Below are 21927 nucleotides of genomic sequence, written 5' to 3' on the forward strand. Positions count from 1 at the left end.
TTGAACGACCCGCAGAAAACGCACTTGCGGCCCCGCTCAAAGTTGGCCGCACACCCGAAAACCCTCGAACCCCCTATAACCATGCGCCTTTCCTCCTAGCACATGGTTACGAATCGCCCTAATTACCAATGTTTTTGTGGATAGGACTTTTGGGTTCGTTTCGCGATCCGACCGACCGGCGACGAACCCGTTTCCGGGTTTCGGAACGCCACCCAAACGACCGCCAGGTTTTGAGGAGAAACAGGATGTCGGAAGAATCACGACCGCTCTCCGGACGGGAGCGCACGTTCGCCAACGACGAGGTCATCGTCAGCAAGACCGATCTCAAGGGCAAGATCACCTACGCCAACCGCGTGTTCCTGCGGCTCGCCGACATGACCGAGAAGGAAGCCATCGGCGCGCCGCACAGCGTCATTCGCAATCCCACCATGCCGCGCTGCGTCTTCAAGCTGCTGTGGGACACGATCCAGAACGGCAAGGAAATTTTCGCTTACGTGGTCAACCGCTCCAAGAACGGCGACCATTACTGGGTCTTGGCGCACGTGACGCCGAGCCGGGATTCGTCGGGCAACATCGTCGGCTACCACTCCAACCGCCGCGTGCCCGACCGGCGCATCCTCGACCAGACCATCATCCCGCTCTACCGCAGTCTCCTGCAGGAAGAGGAACGGCACGCCAACCGCAAGGAGGGGATGCAGTCCGCCTACAACACGCTCGTCAACCTGCTCCAGGAAAAGAAGGTCGCCTATGACGAATTTATCCTCTCTCTCTAAAACCAACATGATGGCCGTCGCTACGGCCGTCATGGCGCTGGTCGCCTTAATCGATGAAATCGTATTGGGCGAACGGGCGATTTTGCTCATGACGCTGATGGTCATCACTTTGGCCCTGGCCGTCGGTGTCGTGTTCATGTCGCGCAAGGTCAGCGCGGCCGTCGTCCAAATGACCGCGGTGTGCAAGGCCATCGACCGCGGCGATTTTGAATCGCGCGTGGTCAACGTCACCGAAAAAGGCGACCTCGGCGAAATGATGCACGCCCTCAACGACGCGGTCGACCGCGCCGACGCCTACGTGCGCGAATCGGCGGCGTCGCTGGGCTACGTCGCCGAAAACAAGTATTTCCGCCGCATTCTCGAAACCGGCATGACCGGCGCGTTCCTCAACGCCAGCCGGGCGGTCAACGCCGCCGCCGGCGCCATCGAGAAGAAGGTCAAGGATTTCGGCAAGGTCACCCAGGCCTTCGAGACCAACGTCAAATCGGTGATCGGCACGGTCGCGGCCGCCGCGACCGAGCTGCAATCCACCGCCGAATCGATGGAAACCATCGCCAAGAACACCAGCGAGCGTTCGACCGCGGTTTCGGCGGCGTCCGAGGAGGCCTCGACCAACGTGCAGACGGTCGCGGCGGCGGCGGAGGAGCTTTCCGCTTCCATTTCCGAGATCAGCCGTCAGGTCAGCCAATCGAGCAAGATCGCGGCGACCGCGGTTGAAACCGCCAAGAACGCCGATGCCCGCATTCAAGGGCTGGCGTCGGCGTCGCAGAAGATCGGCGAGGTGGTGGAATTGATCACCTCGATCGCCGACCAGACCAACCTGCTCGCGCTCAACGCGACCATCGAGGCGGCCCGCGCCGGCGACGCCGGCAAGGGCTTCGCGGTGGTGGCGGCGGAAGTGAAGAACCTCGCCAACCAGACCGCCAAGGCGACCGAGGAAATCGGCACCCAGATCGGGGGCATTCAATCCTCGACCAAGGACGCGGTCGCCGCCATCGGCGAGATCAGCCGGATCATCGGCGAGATCAACCAAACCTCGTCGGCCATCGCCGCGGCGGTCGAGGAGCAGGGCGCCGCGACCCAGGAAATCGCCCGCAACGTCGAGCAGGCCTCCAAGGGCACCAGCGAGGTCGCGACCAACGTGGTCGAGGTCACCAAGGCCGCCGACGAAACCGGTCAGGCGGCCGCTCAGGTGCTGGAGGCGGCCTCCGAACTTTCCAAGCAATCCGAAGGCCTCGGCAAGAGCATCGACGACTTCCTGGTCGAACTGAAAAAAGTCGTCTGACATCCACAAAGCGAACTGTCCGCGCCGCGCCTCTATCAAGGCGCGGCGCGTTTCGTTTATGCTACCCGGGAATATCCGGAGTTTCCGTCATGCGTCCCCTCGCCGAATTTCCCGCCGCCGATCGCCGCCGCGTGACGCGGGTGATGGCCGACATCGACGACACCATCACCAGCGACGGCTTGGTGTCCTCGGCGGCGCTGGCGGCGATCGAGCGGCTGACGGCCGCCGGGATCGACGTCGTTCCGGTCACCGGCCGGCCGGCGGGCTGGTGCGACCACATCGCGCGCATGTGGCCGGTGGCGGCGGTGATCGGCGAAAACGGCGCCTTTTATTTCCGCTACGACCGCGAGCGGAAAACGTTGCAGCGGCGCTTTTTCCTCGACGCCGCGGCGCGCGCCGCCAACCGCCGCCGGCTCGAGGACCTCGGCCGCGACATCCTCGCCCGGGTGCCGGGCGCGGCGCTGGCCTCCGACCAGGCGTATCGCGACGCCGACCTCGCCATCGATTACTGCGAGGACGTGCCCCGCCTTCCGCAAACCACCGTCGACCGAATCGTCCGAACGATGACGGCGGCCGGCGCGCACGCGAAGGTCAGCTCGATCCACGTCAACGCCTGGTTCGGCGATTACGACAAGCTGACCATGGCCCGCATTTTGTTCCGTGAACGGTTCGCGGCCGACCTGGAAAGGGTCCGGGACACCGTCGTCTATGTCGGCGATTCGCCCAACGACGAACCCATGTTCCGGTTCTTCCCCTTCGCGGTCGGCGTCGCCAACGTTCGCGATTTCGGGGATCGCCTGAAAACCCGGCCGGCCTTCGTCACCCGCGCGCGCGCCGGGCTCGGCTTCGCCGAAGTGGCGGAAGCCTTGCTGGCGGCGAGAAAGGGTCGCCGCGTCAGCCGGTCTCGTTCGCGCCCTCGACCGCGTACACGACGGTCGGGGTCGCGCGCCCGCGCACGGTGATGGCGCCGATTTCGCGATAAGCGAATCGGTCGCCCGCCGCCACCCGGGTGCTGTGCGACGCCAGCACGTAGGTGCCGTGCTGCTTGTTGAGCTGTTCCAGCCGCGCCGCGACGTTGACTTCGTCGCCATGGCACGTAAACACCAGTTGCTCGCCCGCGCCGACCGCGCCGACGGTCATCGGACCGGTATTTATGCCGCAGCGGGTCTTGAGCGCGAGTCCGGGCCCGAACGACCGCGTTTCGCAAATTTTCCGGATTCCGAGGGCGGCGCGCAGGGCGTTGGCGGCGTGATCGGCATCCCCGACCACGGTATTGAACCCGACCAGCAGGGCGTCGCCCTGGAAATGGATGATGGCGCCGCCGTGGCGGACGATGACGTCGGACAGCGCGGTGAAATAGTCGTTGAGCATCGCCGACAGCGTCTGCGGCGAGACTTTTTCGGAAATGGTCGAAAAGCCCTCGATGTCCGTGAACAGCACCGTGGCGGTGCGCAACTCGCCCTCGCCCGCGCGGATGGGGCGTTCGGCCGACGCAATGCGCTCGGCGATTTCGGGCGACACGAAGCGCGCCAGGTCGCGGGCCGCGACACTGTCGGCGACCGCCCGCAACAACACGCGGCGGGCGCGCCCGACCGCGATCGCCAGGATCCCGGTGACCAGCAGGATGCTGAGAATTTTGTCGATCTCGCCGCCGACCAGAATCCTGTTCGAGGTCAGATAGGCGACGTAATCCCGGGTAACGGGATTCATGATCAGCATGCCGCCCGACACCGAATACCACAGCAGGCCGGCCCAACCGAGGGCGGCGACGACTCCGGCGACGATCACGTATTTCGGCTCGAACCTGAGCGCGCGCAGCGCGATGAAGATGAAGACGTACAGCAACGTCGGTGCCTTCAGGTAGAACGCCGGCGGCTGCATGTATTGAATGTGAAACGACCAGATCAGCCCCATCAGCAACGCCATGTCGAGGACGATGGAGGCCATCACCGCCCAGTCGGGCAGGCGGCCGCGATGGGCCGCGACCAGTCGCGCGGTCGTGAACGCAAGATAGGCGGTGAGCGCCCACGGCACCGGCTGAAACTCGGCCAGTTGCCCGGTCTTGGGCGCGACCGCCCACAGCGCCGCGAACACGAGGCCGAGGGCGAACTGCACCCAGCCGATCAGGATTTCGCCGTGGCGCTGCTGGCGGAGAATGATGTCCTGGACGCGGGCCGGTATCCGGCCGCCGGGCCGCTCGCCCAAAACCGCCGTCGCCAACCGGTCGAGAAACGCCGTCATGGGCGCGCGTTGTGCCGGCCCGTCGCCAGATTTTGTTTCCGCCCGCCGTCGTAACGGCGAACCGACTCTTTCAGCGCCTCCTGCTTGTTGATCAGATGGCGGCGGAGAACGGACGCCAGCGTTTCCCCGTCGCGGCTTTCGAGCGCGGCGAGCATTTGCCGGTGTTCCTCCATCGCCTCGTTCCAGCGCTCGGCCGACACGTTCGCCGCCTTGCGCGCGTGCCGCACGCGGCCCGCAAGCCCGAAATAGATGCGCGCCAACGTCGGATTGCGCGTCGCCGCCATGATCGCTTCGTGAATGCGCTGATTGAGGCGGAAATAGGAATCGAGATCGCCGCGCGCGTGATGTTCGGCCATTTGCCGATGGAGCGCGCGAATATCCGCGACTTCGTCGTCGGTGATGTGGCGGCACGCCAATTCGCCCGAGAGCGATTCGAGCGCGCCCATGATCGGAAACAGTTCGTCGATCGATTCGGCGGTAAGGGTGGCGATACGCGCGCCGCGCCGGGGCATCGGTTCCAGCAGCCCTTCGGCGGTGAGTTCGCGGAAGGCTTCGCGCAGCGGCGTGCGCGACACGCCGAGCTTGCGCGCGAGCGCGATCTCGGTGACGCGCGTTCCGGGTTCCAACTCGCCCGAATAGATCATGGCGCGCAGGCGTTCGGCGGTGACGCGATGCAGCGCGCCGCGCCGTCGCCCGCGATTGCGGCCTCTGGATTCGCGCGCGGGAGCTCCACGATCGTTCATGGTCGATTCTCCGTCAAGGATTGCTCGAGAAGCCTGGCGACGTGCATGGCGCTTTGTCCGGCGGCGTCGGCGATCTGGTGGCGGCAACTGGTGCCGTCGGCGACGACAATATCGTCCGCCCCGGCTTGCGCCAATGCCGGCAGCAGGGATTCCCGCGCCATGCGCATGGAAACGTCGAACGTATCGGCGCCGAAACCGAAGGCGCCCGCCATGCCGCAGCAGCCGGCGTCGATCGTTTCGACCCTGAGGCCGGGCACCAGACGCAACACCCGCTCGACGGCGGAAACGACGCCGAACGATTTCTGGTGGCAATGCGGATGCAGAAGCGCGCGCTTGGGCAAAGGCTTCAGCGGCAGCGCCAGCCGCCCGGCGGCGGCTTCCTCGGCGAGGAATTCCTCGAACAGCTTGGCGCGGTCGGCAAGCGCCTTGGCCTCGTCGCCGGGCAGGAGGGCAGGGATCTCGTCGCGGAGGCCGAGCAGGCACGAAGGCTCGAGGCCGACGATCGGCACGCCCCGCCTGGCGAACGGTACCAAATGGGCGAGCAGGCGGCCGGCCTCGGCGCGGGCCTCGGCCACCATGCCGGCGGCCAAATAGGTGCGCCCGCAGCAGAGCGGGCGCCCGCCGTCGTCGGGCTTGGCGAGATGGACGCGATAGCCCGCCGCCGCCAGCACGCGAACGGCGGCGCGCGCGTTTTCGGGCTCGAAATAGGTGTCGAAAGTATCGACCCACAGCACGATTTCGCGCGCGGCGGGATCGATGGGCGCGGCCGATGCGTCGCGCCTGGGATCGAACGGATCGGCCGCGAATTTGGGCAGCGAACGCCGCGCGCTCAAACCCAACACGCGCTCGGAAAGCGCCGCGAGGCCGGGAATCCGGTCGCGCAGCCGCATCAGCCACGGCATCCGCGCCATCACGGGCGCGTAGCGCGGCAGGTGCGCGATCAGCTTGTCTTTGAGCGGCACGCCCAGGCGGCGGGCGCGCTGGTACAGGACCTCGATCTTCATGCGCGCCATGTCGACGCCGGTCGGGCATTCGCGCCGGCAGCCCTTGCAGCCGACGCAGAGCTTCATCGCCTCCGCCATGTCGTCGGAGAGAAGCGCGTCGCGGCCGAGCTGGCCGGACAGGGCGAGGCGCAGCGCGTTGGCCCGTCCGCGCGTCACGTGCGCCTCGTCGAGCGTCGCGCGGTAGGACGGGCACATGACGCCGCCGTCGCGCTTGCGGCAGGCGCCGTTGTTGTTGCACATCTCGACCGCCGGGGCGAAGCCGCCCCATTCCGACCAGTCGAGCGCGGTCTCGAACTTTTCCGTCGCGTAGCCGGGCGGATAGCGGAACAGAGTCCGGTCGTCCATGCGCGGCGGATCGACGACCTTGCCGGGGTTCATCCGGCCCTCGGGGTCGAAGGCGCCCTTGACCTCGGCGAAGGCGCCGACCATGCGGCTCCCGAACATCGGCTGGTGGAACTCGGAACGCGCCAGGCCGTCGCCGTGTTCGCCCGAATGCGAGCCCTTGTATTCCCGCACCATCGCGAACGCCTCCTCGGCGATGGCGCGCATCTTCTTGACCTCGATCTCGGATTTGAGGTTGAGCACCGGGCGCACGTGCAGGCAGCCGACCGAGGCGTGCGCGTACCAGGTCCCGGTGGTGCCGTGCTTGCGGAAGACCGCGGTCAACCGGTCGGTGTATTCGGCCAGGTCTTCGAGCCGTACCGCGCAATCCTCGATGAACGAGACCGGTTTTCCATCGCCCTTCATCGACATCATGATGTTGAGGCCGGCCTTGCGCACGTCCCAGACGTCGCGCTGCAGTTTCGCGTCGGTGATTTCGATCACCGAGTCGGTTAGACCCAAATCGCCCATCAATTCGGAGAGGCGTTTCAGGCCGCGCAGTTGCTCGTCGCGATCTTCGCCCGCGAATTCGACCAGCAGCAGCGCTTCGGGCTCGCCCCGCACGAACTGGTCGACGGCGGCGCGGAACATGGGAATCGCGCGCGCGAGATCGATCATGGTGCGATCGACCAACTCGACCGCCGACGGATCGAGCCGGACGATGTGCTGGGCCGATGCCATCGCCTTGTAGAAGGTCGGAAAGTGACAGACGCCGAGCGCCCGGTGCGGCGGCAGCGGCGCGAGATCGAGCTCGAGGGCGGTGGTGAAGGCGAGCGTTCCTTCCGAACCGACCAGCAGATGGGCGAGATTGGCCGCCGCGCGGTTGTGGCCGCGGAGCGTGCCCGAGGCGGGCGCATCGCGCACCACGGCGTCGATGTTGTAGCCGCCGACCCGGCGCATCAGCGCCGGAAAGCGCGCCGCCACCTCGTCCGCCTCGCGCGCGCCCAGGGCGAACAGCTTTTCGGCCAATGGTCCGAGCGGCGCGGGGAGGCGGCCCAAGTCCGCGTCCCACGGGATTTCGCCGAAACGCACCGCCTGGCCGTCCGGCAACAGCGCCTCGATGGCGCGCACGTTGTCGCGCATGGTGCCGTAGCGAAGCGAGCGGGTGCCGCAGCTGTTGTTGCCGGCCATGCCGCCGAGGGTGGCGCGGTCGCCGGTCGAAATGTCGACCGGGAACCAGAGCCCGTGCGGCTTGAGGAAGGCGTTGAGCCGGTCGAGGGTAATGCCCGGCTCGACCGTGACGGCGCGGGCGCCCGCATCGAAGGCCAGCACCCGGTCGAGATACTTGGAGACGTCCACCACCACCGCCCGGCCGACCGTCTGGCCGCACTGCGAGGTGCCGCCGCCGCGCGGCAGCACCGGCGCGCCGGCATGGTGCGCGACTTCGAGCATGCGCCGGACGTCGTCGGCGGTGCGCGGCACCACCACGCCGAGCGGCTCGATCTGATAGATCGAGGCGTCGGTGGCGTAACGCCCGCGGCTGAAGGGATCGAACAGCACCTCGCCTGCGATCCGCGCCTTGAGGCGGCGGGCGAGGTCCGGATCGCCGGGCGAATAGGGAGATTTATTTTTCGCCGACGGGCCGAAATCGCGGCGGTGGACAAGGGTCGTGGTCATGGGATGTGGGCGAGCCTAAAGCGGTCGGTCCGAAACACAAGCCAAGGCGGCGGCTATGACGCAGCGCAATAAAAACATGTGCGTTTGCAAATGGTTAGCCCATCAGGGTAGGTCAAAACTACCCGTGCGCGGCGTTGTTGTCCCTGCCGCTGTATGCATAATGCCACCCTCCCGAAAAGTTTTGCATACAATCGAACAAAGGACTCCTCGCCCATGCCCCGTCAGCCCGGCCGCCATTTCCTCCAGATTCCCGGCCCCACCAACGTCCCCGACCGCATCTTGAGGGCGATCGACCAGGCGGTCATGGACCACCGCAGCGCCGAATTCGGCCAGTTGGCGCTCCGCGTGCTGGGCGAGGTCAAGAAGGTGTTCAAGACCAAGGGACCGGTGGTGATCTTTCCCTCCTCCGGTACCGGCGCGTGGGAAGCGGCGATGGTCAACACGCTCTCGCCCGGGGACACCGTTCTCATGTACGAGGTCGGCCAGTTCGCCATGCTGTGGGTGGACATGGCCAAGCGCCTCGGCCTGAAGGTCGAGTTGATCGAGGGCGACTGGCGCACCGGCGTCAACGCCGACACGATCGAGGAAAAGCTCCGCGCCGACAAGGCGCACGCCATCAAGGCGGTCTGCATGGTCCACAACGAGACCGCGACCGGCATCACCTCCAACGTCGCCGCGGTGCGCAAGGCGATGGATCGCGCCCATCACCCGGCGCTGTTGATGGTCGACACCATCTCCTCGCTCGCCTCCATCGACTACCGCCACGACGACTGGGGCGTCGACGTGGCGATCGGCGGCTCGCAGAAGGGGCTGATGCTGCCGCCGGGAATCAGCTTCAACGCCATCAGCGACAAGGCGCTGGCCGCCAGCAAGACCGCGAAGCTGCCGCGCGCCTATTGGGAATGGCAGATGATGCTGGAGCCGAACAAATCGGGTTTCTTTCCCTACACGCCGGCGACCAACCTGCTCTACGGCCTCGAGGAAGCGCTCAAGATGCTGTTCGAGGAAGGGCTCGACAATGTGTTCGCGCGCCACGAGCGCCACGCCGAGGCGACCCGGCGCGCGGTCCAGGCCTGGGGCCTCGAAAACCAGTGCGTCAATCCGGCCGAATATTCGGCGACCATCACGGCGATCCGCGTGCCCGACGGCTACGACTCGGATGCCCTGCGCGCCGTGATTTTGGAAAAATTCAACATGGCGCTCGGCACCGGGCTCGCCAAGGTCAAAGGCAAGGTGTTCCGCATCGGCCATCTCGGCGATTTCAACGACCTGATGCTCGCCGGGACCTTGTCGGGCGTGGAGATGGGCCTGCAGCTGGCCGGCATTCCCCACCAGCGCGGCGGCGTCGCGGCCGCCCTCGACTATCTCGCCACCGGCGACGCCCAGCGCGCCGCGCGGCCGAAACGGGTCGCAACCGCCTAATTTAAAGTAATTTTCCGGCGTTTTGGGCCCGGGACCTTGAGGTCCCGGGCCTTTGTTTTTGCGTTTTCGGGTCGGCTCCGGCAGGATTGCATACAATCGACCTCGGAGCCCTCGCCATGCCTCGCCGCGCGGGAAGGCATTTTCTGAACATCCCGGGCCCGACCAACGTGCCCGACCGGGTCTTGCGCGCGCTCGACCGCGCGGTCATCGATCATCGCGGACCCGAATTCGGCGAACTGGCCTGCGGCGTCCTCGACGCCGCGCGCAAGGTGTTCAAGACCAGGGGCCCGGTGGTGATCTTTCCCTCGTCCGGCACCGGGGCGTGGGAAGCGGCGCTGGTCAACACGCTCTCGCCGGGCGATGCGGTGCTGATGTGCGAGATCGGGCATTTCGCCACCTTGTGGGCGGAGCTCGCGCGCAAGCTCGGCCTCAAGGTCGAAGTCATCCCCGGCGATTGGCGCACCGGCGCCGCCGCCGACAAGATCGAAGAGAAACTCCGCGCCGACAAAGGCCACGCGATCAAAGCCGTGTGCGTGGTTCACAACGAAACCTCGACCGGGGTGGTTTCCGACGTGGCGGCGGTGCGCAAGGCCATCGCCCGCATCCGTCATCCGGCGCTGTTGCTGGTCGACACCATTTCGTCCCTCGGTTCGATCGACTATCGCCACGACGAATGGGGCGTCGATGTCACGGTCGGCTGCTCGCAGAAGGGCCTGATGCTGCCGCCCGGCCTCGGCTTCAACGCGATCGGCGAAAAGGCCCTGTTCGCCGCCAAGGGCGCGCGCTCGCCGCGCGCCTACTGGGACTGGCAGGGCATGCTGGAGCCGAACAAAACCGGCTTCTTTCCCTATACGCCGGCGACCAACCTGCTCTACGGCCTCGAGGAAGCGTTCAAGATGCTGTTCGAGGAGGGCCTCGACAACGTCTTTACCCGCCACGCGCGGCATGCCGAGGCGACCCGACGCGCGGTCCAGGCCTGGGGCCTCGAACTCCAGTGCGCCAATCCGGCCGAATATTCCGCTTCGCTGACGGCGATCCGCGTGCCCGACGGCCATGACGCCGACGCGGTGCGCCGCGTGATCCTGGAGCGTTTCGACATGTCCCTCGGCGCCGGGCTCGGCAAGATCAAGGGCAAGGTCTTCCGCATCGGGCATCTCGGTGATTTCAACGATTTGATGCTGGCGGGCACCCTTTCGGGCGTGGAAATGGGCCTGCACATCGCGGGCGTTCCCATCCAGCGGGGCGGCGTCGCGGCCGCCCTCGATTACCTCGCGGGCGGCGCATCCGGAAATAATTAGCGTTGGATCGCGGCCCGGAACGGGGCATAATTCCTGAAACTTTTGCATACAAAACAGGGAGGACGACCATGAAACCCAATCGCTTCATAATCGCCTTCGCCGCCGCCGCGCTGCTCGGCGCGTCGCCGGCGTTCGCCCAGGGTCTTGAGGTCAAGATCGGCCACGTGGGCGAGCCGGGGTCGCTGTTCGACATCTCGGCCAACGAATTCGCCAAGCGCGCCAACGCCAAGCTTGGGACCAAGGCCAAGGTCGTGGCCTACGGATCAAGCCAGCTCGGCGGCGACAAGGAGCAGATGCAGAAGCTGCTGCTCGGCACCCTCGAACTGGCGGTGCCCTCCACGGTCATGACCTCGGTCGTCGATCAGTTCGGCGTGTTCGAGATGCCGTATCTGGTCAAGGACCGCGAGCACATGAAGCGGATCGAAAAGGAAGTGGTGTGGCCCAAGCTCGCGCCGCTCGCCGCCGCCAAGGGCTACACCCTGATTGCGGTCTGGGAGAACGGCTCGCGCCACATCACCAACAACGTCCGGCCGATCGTCAAGCCCGAGGACCTGAAGGGCATCAAGCTGCGCGTCCCTGAGGGCAAGTGGCGGGTGAAGATGTTCCAGGCCTACGGCGCCAACCCCTCGGCCATGAAGTTCTCCGAGGTCTTCACCGCCCTCAAGACCGGGACCATGGACGGGCAAGAGAACCCCTATTCCCAGATCTACAGCGCCAAGTTCCACGAAGCGCAGAAATATCTTTCGATCACCGATCACGTCTACACCCCGGCCTACGTGATCGCCGGCACCAAGCGTTGGGAGGCGTTGCCCGCCGACGTGCGTAAGATCCTGGCCGATACCGCCAAGGAGACCCAGGCGTTCGTCTACGAAACGGCGGCGAAGATGGAGAAGGACCTGCTCGACAAGATCAAGGCCACCGGGGTCGCGGTGAACAACGCCGACAAGGACGCCTTCGTCAAGGCGAGCGCGGGCATCTACAAGGAATTCGGCGATTAGGTCGCCGGCGCGGGCGAAATGATCGCGCTGGCCAACAAGATCCGCTGACGGCGCCGGGTCGGCGCGGCGGGCGGACGCCATCGGCGTCCGCCGTCGCCCGCGTCCGCCCATGGGGGAACAACACGTGACCGTCAAGACCGCGCGCAGGGCCTTCGAGCGCCTGCTCGAAGGCATCGTCATCGTGCTCACGTCCGGCCTCTTTCTGCTGGTCGTGGTGGCGGTGATTTTCCGCAAGAGCGGCAATTCGATCATCTGGTACGACGAAATCGCCGAGGTGATGCTGGCCTGGCTCACCTATTACGGCGCGGCGCTGGCGGCGCTGAGGCGCGGCCATATCGGCGTCACCACCGTGGTCAACATGTTCCCGCGCTTCTGGCGGCTGGCGTCGTTCGTGGTCGCCGAGGCCACGGTCGCGGCCTTCTTCGTCCTGCTCGCCTGGGTCGGCTGGCGCGTGCTCGACGTGCTGACCATCGACTTTCTCGCCACCTTGCCCGAACTGTCGTCGGTCTACACCCATTCGGTAATTCCGATCGGCGCGGTGCTTTACCTGATCGCGCAGGGCTTGAGCCTGCCCGAAGGTTGGCGCGCGGCCCGGCGCGGCCGCGAGACGGCGGCGGAGGAGTTCTAGGCCATGCTGCTGCTGATCATGGTCGTGGCGCTGTTCGCGCTCGTTCTCATCAACGTGCCGATCGCGGTCGCGCTCGCCGTCGTCACCGTGGTGACGATGGTGGCGACGCAAGGAATCGATATTCTCCCCAACGTCGCGCTGGTGATGTACACCGGCGCGACCAAGTTTCCCCTGATCGCCATACCGCTGTTTATCCTGGCGGGCGCGATCATGAACGCGACCGGCATTTCGCGCCGCCTGATCGCGTTCGCCTCCGCCGTGCTCGGCTTCATCCGGGGCGGATTGGCGATGGTCAACATCGGCGCCTCGATGTTCTTCGCCGAGATTTCCGGCTCGGCGGTCGCCGACGTCGCGGCCATCGGCTCGATCCTGATTCCGGCGATGAAGAAGAAGGGCTATCCGGTCGCGTTCGCGACCGCGGTCACGTCCTCGGCCGCGACGCTGGCGGTCATCATTCCACCCTCGATCCCGATGATCCTCTACGCGGTGATGGCCGATACCTCGGTGACGCAGATGTTCGTGGCGGGCGTGATTCCGGGCGTGCTCGGCGGCCTCGGCCTGATGGGCGTGTCGTACCTGTTCGCGCGCCGCTACAACTACCCGGTCGAGGAAGTGTTCAACCTCTGCAACGTCTGGCGCACGTTCAAGGACGCCGCCTGGGCGTTGACCCTGCCGTTCATCATCCTGGGCGGCATCTTCTCCGGCTGGGTGACGGCGACCGAGGGCGCCGGGCTCGCCGTGTTCGCGGCCCTTTTCATCGGCGTGGTCATCTATCGCGAACTCGACGCCAAGCAGCTGGTCAAATCGGTGATCGAGGGCGGCGAGCAGACCGCCGTGGTCATGCTGCTGGTGGCCTCCTCCGCCCTGATCGGCGTCTACCTCACCGAAATCCGCATGCCGCAGGCGCTGGCGCAGGGCATCCTCGCCGTCACCGATTCCCAATGGGTGGTGCTGGCGATCCTGAATGTATTCTTTCTGGTCATCGGGCTGTTCCTCCATTCGGCGGCGGCGATCATCCTGGTGGTGCCGATCGTCATGCCGCTGGTGCTACAGATGGGGATCGACCCGGTCCATTTCGGCATCGTCGTCACCATCAACCTCGGCATCGGCCAGCAGACCCCGCCGGTGGCGAGCGTGCTGATGGCGGCCTGCGCCATTTCCAAGGCCGACATCTGGGAAGTGACCAAGGTCAACGTCTGGTTCGTCGGCGTGCTGGTCGCGGTGCTGCTGCTGGTGACCTACGTGCCCATCGTCGCCCTGTTGCCGATCGAGCTCTTCTACCGCTAGGCTCGCGTCATGACCGACACCGTTCTCGTCGCCCGCGACGGCGCCATCGCCACCGTCACCCTGAATGCGCCGGAAAAACTCAACGCCCTCGACCTCGCCGCCTGGACGCGGCTGGGCGAGGCGATCGGCGAATTGTCGGCGGACGAGGCGCTGCGCTGCGTGGTGATCCGGGGCGCGGGCGATAAGGCGTTCGCCGCTGGCGCCGACATTTCCGAATTCGCGACGGTGCGGAAGGATTCCAAGGCGTCCAAGGTCTACGGCCAACGGGTCGCCGCCACCATGCAGGCGGTGATGGATTGCCGTCACCCGACCGTGGCGCTGATCCGGGGTGCCTGCGTCGGCGGCGGGCTCGAGGTCGCGGCCTGCTGCGATCTCCGCATTTGCGGCGAATCCTCGCGCTTCGGGGTGCCGATCAAGAAACTCGGCCTGGTCATGGCCTACGGCGAGTTGTCGAAGCTGGTGGCGCTGGTCGGGCGCGCGGTTGCGCTCGAAATCCTGCTCGAAGGCCGCGTGTTCGGCGCCGCCGAAGCGATGGAAAAGGGTCTCGTTACCCGCGTCGTCCCCGACGCCGAAGTCGAGACGGAAGCCTACGCCGCGGCCACAAGGATCGCCGAAGGGGCGCCGCTGGTCGCGCGCTGGCACAAGAAATTCGTCAACCGGATGCTCGATCCTCGTCCCTGGAGCGAAGCGGAAAAGGACGAAGGCTTCGCCTGCTACGACACCGAGGATTTCAAGGAAGGCGTCAAGGCGTTCCTCGCAAAGCGCGATCCCGCCTTCAAGGGACGCTAACCATGCCGCGATCAAGCGGACCCGTGTGCCGATCATGCCACCCCCCACCCCAGCCCTCCCCCGCAAGGGGGGAGGGAGCTTTATTTCCAGAATTCCCCCTCCCCTCGCGGGAGGGGGTTAGGGGGAGGGGGTGGGTCTGGCGAATGTCGCTGGCTAGGCCATGACCGCGCGCCCGGGGAATCTCCAAGGTCCGCTCGCCGGCCTGAGGGTCGTCGAATTCGCCCACATCATGGCCGGGCCGGTTTGCGGCCTGATGCTCGCCGACATGGGCGCGGACGTGATCAAGGTCGAAAAGATTCCGGACGGCGACGATTCGCGGCGCTTTCTTCCGCCCCTGCAAGGGGGCGAGCCCGCCGCCTTCATGATGATGAACCGCAACAAGCGGGGCATCGCCCTCGATCTCAAGAACCCGGGCGGGCGCGAGGCGGCGCGGCGCCTGATCGCGCGCGCCGACGCGGTGATCGAAAACTACCGCAAGGGCACCATGGAAAGGCTCGGCCTCGGCTACGAGGCGTGCGCACGGGAAAACCCAGGCCTCGTCTGGTGCGAGCTTTCCGGCTTCGGCCGCACCGGCCCCTACGCCGACCGCGGCGGGTTCGACCTGATCGCGCAGGGGATGAGCGGGCTCATGAGCATCACCGGCGAAGGCGAAGGCCGCCCGCCGATGAAGGTGGGGGCTCCGCTCACCGACATCACCGCCGGCATCCTCGGCGCCATGGGCATCCTCGCCGCCATCCATGCCCGCGGCCAGACCGGCAAGGGCCAGCGCGTGGATACCTCGCTGTTCGAGGCGGGCATCGTCCACACCTATTGGCAATCGGCGATCGCGTTCGCCACCGGCGTTTCGCCCGGCGCGCTCGGCACCGCGCATCCCCTGAACGCGCCCTATCAGGCGTTCCACGCCGCCGACGGCTGGATCACCGTCGGCGCCGCCAACCAGGCCAACTGGCTGCGCCTGGTCGAGGCGTTGGAAGCGCCCGAACTTGCGAATGACGCCCGTTTCGCCGACAACGCCAAGCGGATGGCGAACCTGAAGGCGCTCGAAGCGGCGCTCGCCCCCCATTTCGCGCGGCGGACGGCGGCGGAATGGCTCGCGCGGCTCGAGGCCGCGGGCGTCCCCGCCGGGCCGGTGCTGGACATCGACCAAATGCAGCGCGATCCGCAGACGCTCGCGCGCGACATGGTGGTGACGGTCGATCACCCCAAGGCGGGCGCGGTGAAAACCTTGGGCCTGCCGGTGAAATTCTCGGCGACGCCCGGCAAGGTCGCGCGAGCGGCGCCGACCTTCGGCCAGCACAGCCGCGAAATCCTCGCCGAATGCGGCTATGCCGCGGCCGAGATCGAGAAACTGATCGCTTCCGGCGCGGTGGCGGCGGACTGAAATCGTTACTTCAGTTATTCGTAATAACTTTTGGCGGATTTGAAATCGTCCAAAAGACTACGGCTAACCGAGAAAAAATTATCAATCGCTTCCATCGTGCTACGCAGTTGTATCAGATCGATTATTTCAAGCGAAATGTGTAGGGGGCTTCCCCTGCGGTTCGTTGGATATCTAAAAGTTTCTGAAACTGGGTCAATTTTGGAAAATTCGGCGATGCATTGCTCGACAGCATCTATGCTATGTTCTTTAGGATCTTCAGCACCAACCTCTTTCAAAATTCCGCGAAAAGCTTTCCATAAATCCTCAAGCTTATGATGAGACCAGTTCGACGTGACAACGCTCGCCGAAGAGTATTCTTCCAACATACTTTTTAAAGTCAATTCCAAGAAGTGCCGATAACAAAAAATGATTGGATAAACCAACTTCTGTGTTTTCCAAGCCTCGGTATATGTATGCTCTATCAGAGTATCAGCGGCCAACTTGTAGCCTATTGTCATGTGATAAAGGCGTTCATTGGAAAACTGATGCAAAATTGCTCCAGACGCGGACAGGCTTTTGGAAAATAATTTGTCTCCAATCATTGGCCACTTGAACTCTTGTTCAAGCAGATCATTGAAATTCGATTCATTCATGACATGAAGGAAGAGTAGGACAAATTACGCCGCCCGTGCCCTGACCTCGGTCCGCACGCGGGATTCGGTCTTGCGCCGCGCGACCTCCAGATCGTAGTGCGCCTGAAGGTTGACCCACGACTGGGCGTCGGTGCCGAAATAGCGCGCGAGGCGGAGCGCGGTATCGGCGCTGACGGCGCGCTTGCCCGCGAGAATGGCGGCGACGCGGGTGAGCGGTACCTTGATGTCCTTCGCCAGGCGATACGCGGTGATGCCCATCGGGTCCAGCCAGTCCTCCTTGAGGATGCGTCCGGGATGAACCGGTCCCGTCCGGCGTCGCGACGCATCGGCCAGATCGCGATAATCGACGGTGGAATTGCGCGCAATGGGCATGACGATGGTCCTCAATGATAATCCGCGAACTCGACATCGTGGGCGTCGCCGTTCGCGAAGCGAAAGCACAGCCGCCATTGGTCGTTGACCCGGATGCTCATTTGCCCGGCGCGGTTGCCCTTCGACGCCTCGAGCCGGTTGCCGGGCGGAACGCGCAAAAACCGAAGATCGACGGCGGCGTCGATCTGTTGGAGTTTCATCCGCGCCCGGCGGGCGGCATTGGCGGGAACGCCCTTGACGGGGACGCCCTCGAACAGGGCCTTGGTCCGCCGATCGGCGAAAGTCCGGATCACGGATAGTAACGTATCGCGTAACCATGGGACGGTTCAAGGCTCGCCGCCGGGCGGCAACGGGCTGCGGGGGCGCGGCGCTTCCGTCGTCCGGCGCCGGAATGCTATAACCCGCTGACGCGGACAAAGCGGCGTATGCCGACCCCGTAGCTCAGCAGGATAGAGCAGCGGTTTCCTAAACCGCAGGTCGGAGGTTCGAATCCTCTCGGGGTCGCCACTCTCCGCCCGCGCGCGAAGCGCGCGAATCAATGATCCGCGCGACGCGCGCGTCAATGCGCCGACGCTTTTTCCGCGAGCCAGTCCATCAGCGCGAGCAGCACGCCCGACACCACGAACATGACGTGGATGCCGACCATCCAGGCGAGATGCCGGTCGGAATAGTCGTGGACGTTGAGAAACGCCTTCAACACCTGGATCGAGGAGATGGCGACGATCGAGGCGATCAGGCGGATCTTGAGCCCGCTCATGTCCACCTTGCCCATCCAGTCGGGGCGGTCGACATGGTCCTTGGTGTCGATCTTGGAAACAAAGTTCTCGTAGCCCGCGAACACCACCATCAGGATCAGGTTGCCGACCAGCGCGATGTCGACCAGCGTCAGCGCGGCGAGCACGATCTGCTCCTCCGGCACGTCGAGGATCGAGGGCACGATATGGAACAGTTCCTGGGCGAACTTGACCACCAGGATCAGCAGCACCGCCGTCAGCCCGACGTACACGGGCGCCAGCAGCCAGCGGCTCTTGAAAATCACCTGTTCGAGGAACCGTTCGACGATCATGCGCGCCCCCTGCCCCCTGTCGTTGCGCGCGGCACTCTAGGCGATTCCGTCCCCGGCGGCTATGGGGTCGATGGCGTCGTCGCCCTCTTGATGCCGCCCGTCCGGCGCGCTATGTCGCCGTCATGGCCGATCCCGTTTTCAAGCCGCAACTGACCCCGAAGAAGATGCTGGAACTCGGCGTCTTCGGCGGCTGGTATTTCGAGGGCGACCATCGCGATCTTCCGGCCGCCTGGTTGAAGAAAGCGAAGTTGTCGCCGAAGGGCTTCGACGTAAAACTCAACTGCTTCGGCGTCGCCTCCGGCCAAAGCCGCGCGGTGTGGCGGGCCAAGGGCTGGATCACGCCCGAAGATCCGCTCGGCTGGTTCCAATGGTATTGCCGCTACGCGCAAGGGCGGCGGCTGCCCGGGGTCGATCGTTTCCAGATCAGGCGCTGGAAGGCGTTCGGCGACCGCCACGCGCCGCAGGTGCGCGCCAATTGCGATCCCGGCGACGTGTTTTGCCGCCCGCGCCAGCGCCAGGCGCTTTTGCAGTGGGCCTATGATCCTTTCATATAGGTCGGATCGGTCGGCGGTGCGGTAAAATACCCGGCATGTCGGATGAAAATCGCCGGGTGAGGGTCTGGGACCCGTTCGTGCGGACGGCCCATTGGGTTCTCGCCGCCGCGTTTTTCGCGGCGTACGCGATCGAGGACGCCTGGATGTCGGCGCACGCGTGGCTCGGCTATCTCGCGGGTGCGATCGTGATCGTGCGCGCCCTGTGGGGCCTGGTCGGCCCGCGTCACGCGCGCTTTGCCGATTTTCTCCATCCGCCGCGCGTCGTGCTCGGCTATCTCGCCGATCTCGCCGCTTTCCGCGCCCGGCGCTATCTCGGCCACAGCCCGGCGGGCGGCGCGATGGCGGTCGCGCTCTGGCTCGGCGTCGCCGCCAGCGTCGCGAGCGGCATCGTCGCCTACGCCTACCAGGGCAAGGGACCGCTCGCGCCCTATTTCGGCCCGGCGGCGCAGGTTGCATCGGCGCAAGTTTCGCCGGCTCAGGTTTCAGCCTCGCCCGCGCTCGTTTCCCCGGCTTACGCCAACGACGACGAAGGCAAGCGCGCAAAAGGCAAAACGCCGAAAAGCCGCGCCGCCAAGGCGTGGGAGGAAATCCACGAAGCGTTTGCGACGCTGACGCTCTGGCTCGTCGTCGTCCATATCGGCGGCGTGCTGTGGGCGAGCCTGGTTCACCGCGAAAACCTTACCCGCGGCATGATCGACGGCTTCAAATGGATCGACCAAGGTCCGGAGGCCCCGCGCGCGAGCCCGTAAGACTCGTAAGAGAGGTTATGTTCCCGTTTACGGCATGAAAGGAAACGCCATGAAAACCATCGTTCGCAACTTATCCGTCGCCGCGCTGGCGCTGCTCGCGCTCGCCGTCGCGCCCGGCGCCGCGCCCGCCGCCGATCCCGGCGTCCGTCTCGGCATGCTGGCGTGCGAGGCGGTGCCGGGCACGCGCTTCAATCTGCTGATCATGTCGTCGGTGGACGTGAAATGCGAGTTCGCCGATGTCAACGGCCGCGAACGCTATCGCGGCGAGACCGGCATCGCGCTCGGCGCCGACCTCAACCTCAAGGGCATGGAGAAAATCACCTTCGCCGTGCTGGCGGCGACGTCCGACTACAAGATCGGCTCCTACGCGCTCGCCGGCAAGTACCTGGGCGCCAAGGCTTCCGCCAGCGTCGGCATCGGCGGCGGGGCGGCGGTGCTGCTCGGCGGCGGCGCCAGGAATTTCTCGCTCCAGCCGGTCGCGCTCGAAGGCAACATCGGCCTCGGCGCGGCGGCCGGGCTCGGCTACCTCTACATCGAGCCGGAGCGGAAGTAAGTTCGCGCCCCGGCCCGGCGCGTTCAGTTCTTGCCGCCGAACAGGCCGGTGATGGACGACAGCGGGACCGAGTAATTGAGCATCAGCGATTCGGTGCCGGGGTTCTTGTCGCCGATGCTGGCGTTCGACATGTGTCCGAACGACACGCCGAGGCGCGAACGGTCGTCGAAGCGGTAGGCCACTTCGAGCTGGGAGCGGAACTCGACCGCGTGGCCGAGGTCGTAGCCCGACCCGCGCGCGTAATAACCGGGCGCGAAGCTCGGCGTCACCACGATCCGCCGGCCGAGAAACACGTCGATCAGGATGCCGGCGTAGTAATAAGACGCGCCGTCGGTCGTGGCCATCGCCCCGGCGAACGGCTTGAACACCCAAAATTTCTTGTCGGAGCGGTATTCAAGCCGGAACTCGCCCGCGTCCTCCTTTTGGCGGTTCATGTCGAACCAGCCGCCGGCGACGGTGACGAAATCCGGGTCGTCGGCCCGGGCCGCGGGAACCGAGGACGTCCACGCCAGCGCCGCGAACGCAAGCCCCGCGGCCAGGATTCTGAGTGGAGTCATGTGGCGTCCCGCCCCTTCCGATCCCGGCATGATAGGGGAAAACCGGCGCGATTCAAGGGTTTGGAAGGCTCTGGAGGGCGCGCCCCGCGGCGTCCTTGCGGGCCGCGTCGATTTCGGCGCGGGCCTGGGCGCGGATGCGACGCTTGGCCGCGAACGAGGACGCCCAGGCGACGCCCGCGCCGGCGAGGAACCCGACGAGCAGGGCGAGCAAAACGAACAGGTACAGCGGCGCCTCAACCGTCCACGGCAGCGGCCAAAGATCGGCGGCGACCGGGGTGCGGTTGGCGGCGGCGAAGGTCGCGGCGGCGGCGGCGAACGGAACGCCGATCAGCCAGCCGAGCAGCCTGCCCACCGGAGACTCCGGCGGGTCAGCCCCGGCCGTTCAGCTTGTCGCGGAGCTGCTTGCCGGTCTTGAAGTAGGGAACGAATTTTTCGGAGACCTTGACCGAGGTTCCGGTCCGGGGGTTGCGCCCGGTGCGGGCGCCCCGCTGCTTGACCGAAAAGGCGCCGAAGCCGCGCAACTCGACCCGGTCCCCGCGCGCGAGCGCGTTGGTGACTTCGTCGAAGATCGTGGACACGATCCGCTCCACGTCCCGTTGGTAGAGATGGGGGTGGGCCTGCGCCAGCCGCGCGATCAGTTCCGACTTGGTCATTCGGCGACTTTGCCTCCGGGCCGTTACCGCAGGGAAGGGTGCCAAACGGCAATCGCCCCGTCAAGCCTAAGTCTTTCAGAAAACAAAGCTTTTCCGACCGTCTCGTCGAACATCTCGCGCCAAAGCTCCCGCTCGCGCTTGAGGGCGACCTTGCGGACCGGGAGGGTCCTGGCGACCGACCGGCTTTCGGACAGCCAGTCGCGGGCCTCGGTCTCGTCGCCGATAGAATCGACCAGCTTCAGGTCCACGGCGTGCCGGCCGGAGAAGATGCGCCCGTCGGCGATCGCCGCCACTTGGGGCCGGTCCAGGCCGCGGCGTTCGGCGACCATGTCGACGAACATGCCGTGCAGTTCGCGCACGAAACCCTCGGTCGCCTCGCGCGCGGCGGGACTGACCGGCTCGAACGGATTGGGTTGGGCCTTGAGCGGCCCGCTCTTGAAGGTTTCGGGCTTGATTCCGATCTTGTCGAGCAGGCCGGTGACGTCGGCGGTTTGGAAGATGACCCCGATCGAACCGGTGATGGTGCCGCGCGCGGCGACGATGTGATCGGCCGCGATCGCCGCCATGTAGCCGCCCGAGGTCGCGACGCCGTCCATGACCGCGACCACCGGTTTGGCTTCCGCCACGCGCCGGAGCGCGCGATGGAGCGCCTCGCTGCCGACGAACGTGCCGCCGGGGCTGTCGATGCGGACGATCAGGGCCTTGACCCGGTCGTCGCCGGCGATGTCGGCCAGCATCTCGTCGCGGCGCGGGTCGTGCAGGATCAGGCCGTCGACCTCCAGCCGCGCGACGTAGTCGGTAAGGAGGTAACGGCCGTCGAAGCGCGCCAGCCCGACCACCGCCGCCACCGCCGCGGCGGCCAACGCCGCCAGCCGCCAGAACAGGAGCCCGCGCTTGAGGCGGCGGCGGTCGACGTAGGCGTCGCTGTCGAGCGTCATGTCACG

At 65.9% G+C, this 21927-nt stretch carries 24 protein-coding genes and 1 tRNA gene; 14 read left to right on the forward strand and 11 right to left on the reverse strand.

Annotation, left to right across the window (positions count from 1 at the left end):
- Window positions 1-245 precede the first annotated feature (245 nt).
- The 3 genes from FJ311_04505 (at window position 246) to FJ311_04515 (ending at window position 3020) form a co-directional block, all read left to right on the forward strand.
- Window positions 246-773 (forward strand): PAS domain-containing protein, encoded by a 528-nt coding sequence (locus FJ311_04505; protein MBM3950698.1) that lies wholly within the window; start codon window positions 246-248, stop codon window positions 771-773.
- Window positions 748-2058 carry a HAMP domain-containing protein gene (locus FJ311_04510; GenBank protein MBM3950699.1) on the forward strand — a complete coding sequence of 437 codons (1311 nt, stop codon included), beginning with the start codon at window positions 748-750 and terminating at the stop codon, window positions 2056-2058. Before FJ311_04505 ends, FJ311_04510 begins: the two co-directional genes overlap by 26 nt.
- 89 nt (window positions 2059-2147) lie before the next feature.
- A complete protein-coding gene (locus tag FJ311_04515) occupies window positions 2148-3020 on the forward strand; it encodes an HAD-IIB family hydrolase (GenBank protein MBM3950700.1) in 873 nt (290 codons plus the stop codon).
- Here FJ311_04515 and FJ311_04520 read toward each other — a convergent pair.
- Genes FJ311_04520 through FJ311_04530 form a run of 3 tightly spaced genes read right to left on the reverse strand, consistent with a single transcriptional unit; the run spans window position 2953 to window position 8044 of the window.
- Entirely contained in the window at window positions 2953-4299 is a 1347-nt protein-coding gene (locus FJ311_04520; GenBank protein ID MBM3950701.1) for an adenylate/guanylate cyclase domain-containing protein, read from the reverse strand. The genes FJ311_04515 and FJ311_04520 overlap by 68 nt on opposite strands.
- Window positions 4296-5042 carry a GntR family transcriptional regulator gene (locus FJ311_04525; protein ID MBM3950702.1) on the reverse strand — a complete coding sequence of 249 codons (747 nt, stop codon included), beginning with the start codon at window positions 5040-5042 and terminating at the stop codon, window positions 4296-4298. The genes FJ311_04520 and FJ311_04525 overlap by 4 nt, the downstream gene beginning before the upstream one ends.
- Entirely contained in the window at window positions 5039-8044 is a 3006-nt protein-coding gene (locus FJ311_04530; GenBank protein ID MBM3950703.1) for an FAD-binding protein, read from the reverse strand. The genes FJ311_04525 and FJ311_04530 overlap by 4 nt, the downstream gene beginning before the upstream one ends.
- A 213-nt stretch (window positions 8045-8257) precedes the next feature.
- Here FJ311_04530 and FJ311_04535 point away from each other — a divergent pair, with 213 nt between their 5' ends.
- From FJ311_04535 to FJ311_04565, 7 genes are all read left to right on the forward strand, one after another.
- A complete protein-coding gene (locus tag FJ311_04535; protein MBM3950704.1) occupies window positions 8258-9466 on the forward strand; it encodes an aminotransferase class V-fold PLP-dependent enzyme in 1209 nt (402 codons plus the stop codon).
- Between the two features lie 116 nt (window positions 9467-9582).
- The gene (locus FJ311_04540; protein ID MBM3950705.1) at window positions 9583-10764 is read left to right on the forward strand and encodes an aminotransferase class V-fold PLP-dependent enzyme; all 1182 of its coding nucleotides are present in this window, start codon (window positions 9583-9585) and stop codon (window positions 10762-10764) included.
- Window positions 10765-10832: 68 nt separating this feature from the next.
- A complete protein-coding gene (locus FJ311_04545) occupies window positions 10833-11762 on the forward strand; it encodes a TRAP transporter substrate-binding protein (protein MBM3950706.1) in 930 nt (309 codons plus the stop codon).
- Between the two features lie 109 nt (window positions 11763-11871).
- Complete coding sequence (locus tag FJ311_04550; protein MBM3950707.1) at window positions 11872-12390, forward strand: TRAP transporter small permease; 519 nt, start codon at window positions 11872-11874, stop codon at window positions 12388-12390.
- A gap of 3 nt (window positions 12391-12393) precedes the next feature.
- Window positions 12394-13677 (forward strand): TRAP transporter large permease, encoded by a 1284-nt coding sequence (locus FJ311_04555; GenBank protein ID MBM3950708.1) that lies wholly within the window; start codon window positions 12394-12396, stop codon window positions 13675-13677.
- A 9-nt stretch (window positions 13678-13686) separates the two neighbouring features.
- Window positions 13687-14466, forward strand: coding sequence for an enoyl-CoA hydratase/isomerase family protein (locus tag FJ311_04560; GenBank protein ID MBM3950709.1), 780 nt, complete (start codon window positions 13687-13689; stop codon window positions 14464-14466).
- A gap of 160 nt (window positions 14467-14626) precedes the next feature.
- Window positions 14627-15847: a CoA transferase gene (locus tag FJ311_04565; GenBank protein MBM3950710.1), complete on the forward strand. Its 1221-nt coding sequence runs from the start codon at window positions 14627-14629 to the stop codon at window positions 15845-15847.
- A 14-nt stretch (window positions 15848-15861) separates the two neighbouring features.
- Here FJ311_04565 and FJ311_04570 read toward each other — a convergent pair whose 3' ends face one another.
- Genes FJ311_04570 through FJ311_04580 form a run of 3 tightly spaced genes read right to left on the reverse strand, consistent with a single transcriptional unit; the run spans window position 15862 to window position 17144 of the window.
- Entirely contained in the window at window positions 15862-16479 is a 618-nt protein-coding gene (locus FJ311_04570; GenBank protein MBM3950711.1) for a hypothetical protein, read from the reverse strand.
- A 24-nt stretch (window positions 16480-16503) separates the two neighbouring features.
- On the reverse strand, window positions 16504-16851 hold the full coding sequence (locus FJ311_04575) for a HigA family addiction module antidote protein (protein MBM3950712.1): 348 nt from the start codon (window positions 16849-16851) through the stop codon (window positions 16504-16506).
- Between the two features lie 11 nt (window positions 16852-16862).
- Window positions 16863-17144, reverse strand: coding sequence for a hypothetical protein (locus tag FJ311_04580; protein MBM3950713.1), 282 nt, complete (start codon window positions 17142-17144; stop codon window positions 16863-16865).
- A 137-nt stretch (window positions 17145-17281) separates the two neighbouring features.
- Between FJ311_04580 and FJ311_04585 the strand changes: the two genes are divergently transcribed.
- Window positions 17282-17358 (forward strand) — tRNA-Arg (locus FJ311_04585).
- Window positions 17359-17410: 52 nt separating this feature from the next.
- Here FJ311_04585 and FJ311_04590 read toward each other — a convergent pair.
- Window positions 17411-17914 carry a TIGR00645 family protein gene (locus FJ311_04590; protein MBM3950714.1) on the reverse strand — a complete coding sequence of 168 codons (504 nt, stop codon included), beginning with the start codon at window positions 17912-17914 and terminating at the stop codon, window positions 17411-17413.
- 125 nt (window positions 17915-18039) lie between these two features.
- Here FJ311_04590 and FJ311_04595 point away from each other — a divergent pair, with 125 nt between their 5' ends.
- From FJ311_04595 to FJ311_04605, 3 genes are read left to right on the forward strand one after another with little or no spacing between them, the layout of a single operon-like run.
- A complete protein-coding gene (locus FJ311_04595; protein ID MBM3950715.1) occupies window positions 18040-18471 on the forward strand; it encodes a hypothetical protein in 432 nt (143 codons plus the stop codon).
- A gap of 35 nt (window positions 18472-18506) precedes the next feature.
- The gene (locus FJ311_04600; protein ID MBM3950716.1) at window positions 18507-19220 is read left to right on the forward strand and encodes a cytochrome B; all 714 of its coding nucleotides are present in this window, start codon (window positions 18507-18509) and stop codon (window positions 19218-19220) included.
- 34 nt (window positions 19221-19254) lie between these two features.
- Window positions 19255-19773: a DUF992 domain-containing protein gene (locus FJ311_04605; GenBank protein ID MBM3950717.1), complete on the forward strand. Its 519-nt coding sequence runs from the start codon at window positions 19255-19257 to the stop codon at window positions 19771-19773.
- A gap of 23 nt (window positions 19774-19796) precedes the next feature.
- Here FJ311_04605 and FJ311_04610 read toward each other — a convergent pair whose 3' ends face one another.
- The 4 genes from FJ311_04610 to sppA are packed head-to-tail and all read right to left on the reverse strand — an operon-like array spanning window position 19797 to window position 21921.
- Window positions 19797-20330 carry an acyloxyacyl hydrolase gene (locus tag FJ311_04610; GenBank protein MBM3950718.1) on the reverse strand — a complete coding sequence of 178 codons (534 nt, stop codon included), beginning with the start codon at window positions 20328-20330 and terminating at the stop codon, window positions 19797-19799.
- Between the two features lie 52 nt (window positions 20331-20382).
- Window positions 20383-20682 carry a DUF1049 domain-containing protein gene (locus FJ311_04615; GenBank protein ID MBM3950719.1) on the reverse strand — a complete coding sequence of 100 codons (300 nt, stop codon included), beginning with the start codon at window positions 20680-20682 and terminating at the stop codon, window positions 20383-20385.
- A 16-nt stretch (window positions 20683-20698) separates the two neighbouring features.
- A complete protein-coding gene (ihfB, locus tag FJ311_04620) occupies window positions 20699-20983 on the reverse strand; it encodes an integration host factor subunit beta (protein MBM3950720.1) in 285 nt (94 codons plus the stop codon).
- Window positions 20984-21006: 23 nt separating this feature from the next.
- Complete coding sequence (sppA, locus tag FJ311_04625) at window positions 21007-21921, reverse strand: signal peptide peptidase SppA (protein ID MBM3950721.1); 915 nt, start codon at window positions 21919-21921, stop codon at window positions 21007-21009.
- Window positions 21922-21927 lie beyond the last annotated feature (6 nt).

Source organism: Rhodospirillales bacterium (assembly GCA_016872535.1).
Lineage (GTDB): Bacteria > Pseudomonadota > Alphaproteobacteria > Rhodospirillales > 2-12-FULL-67-15 > 2-12-FULL-67-15.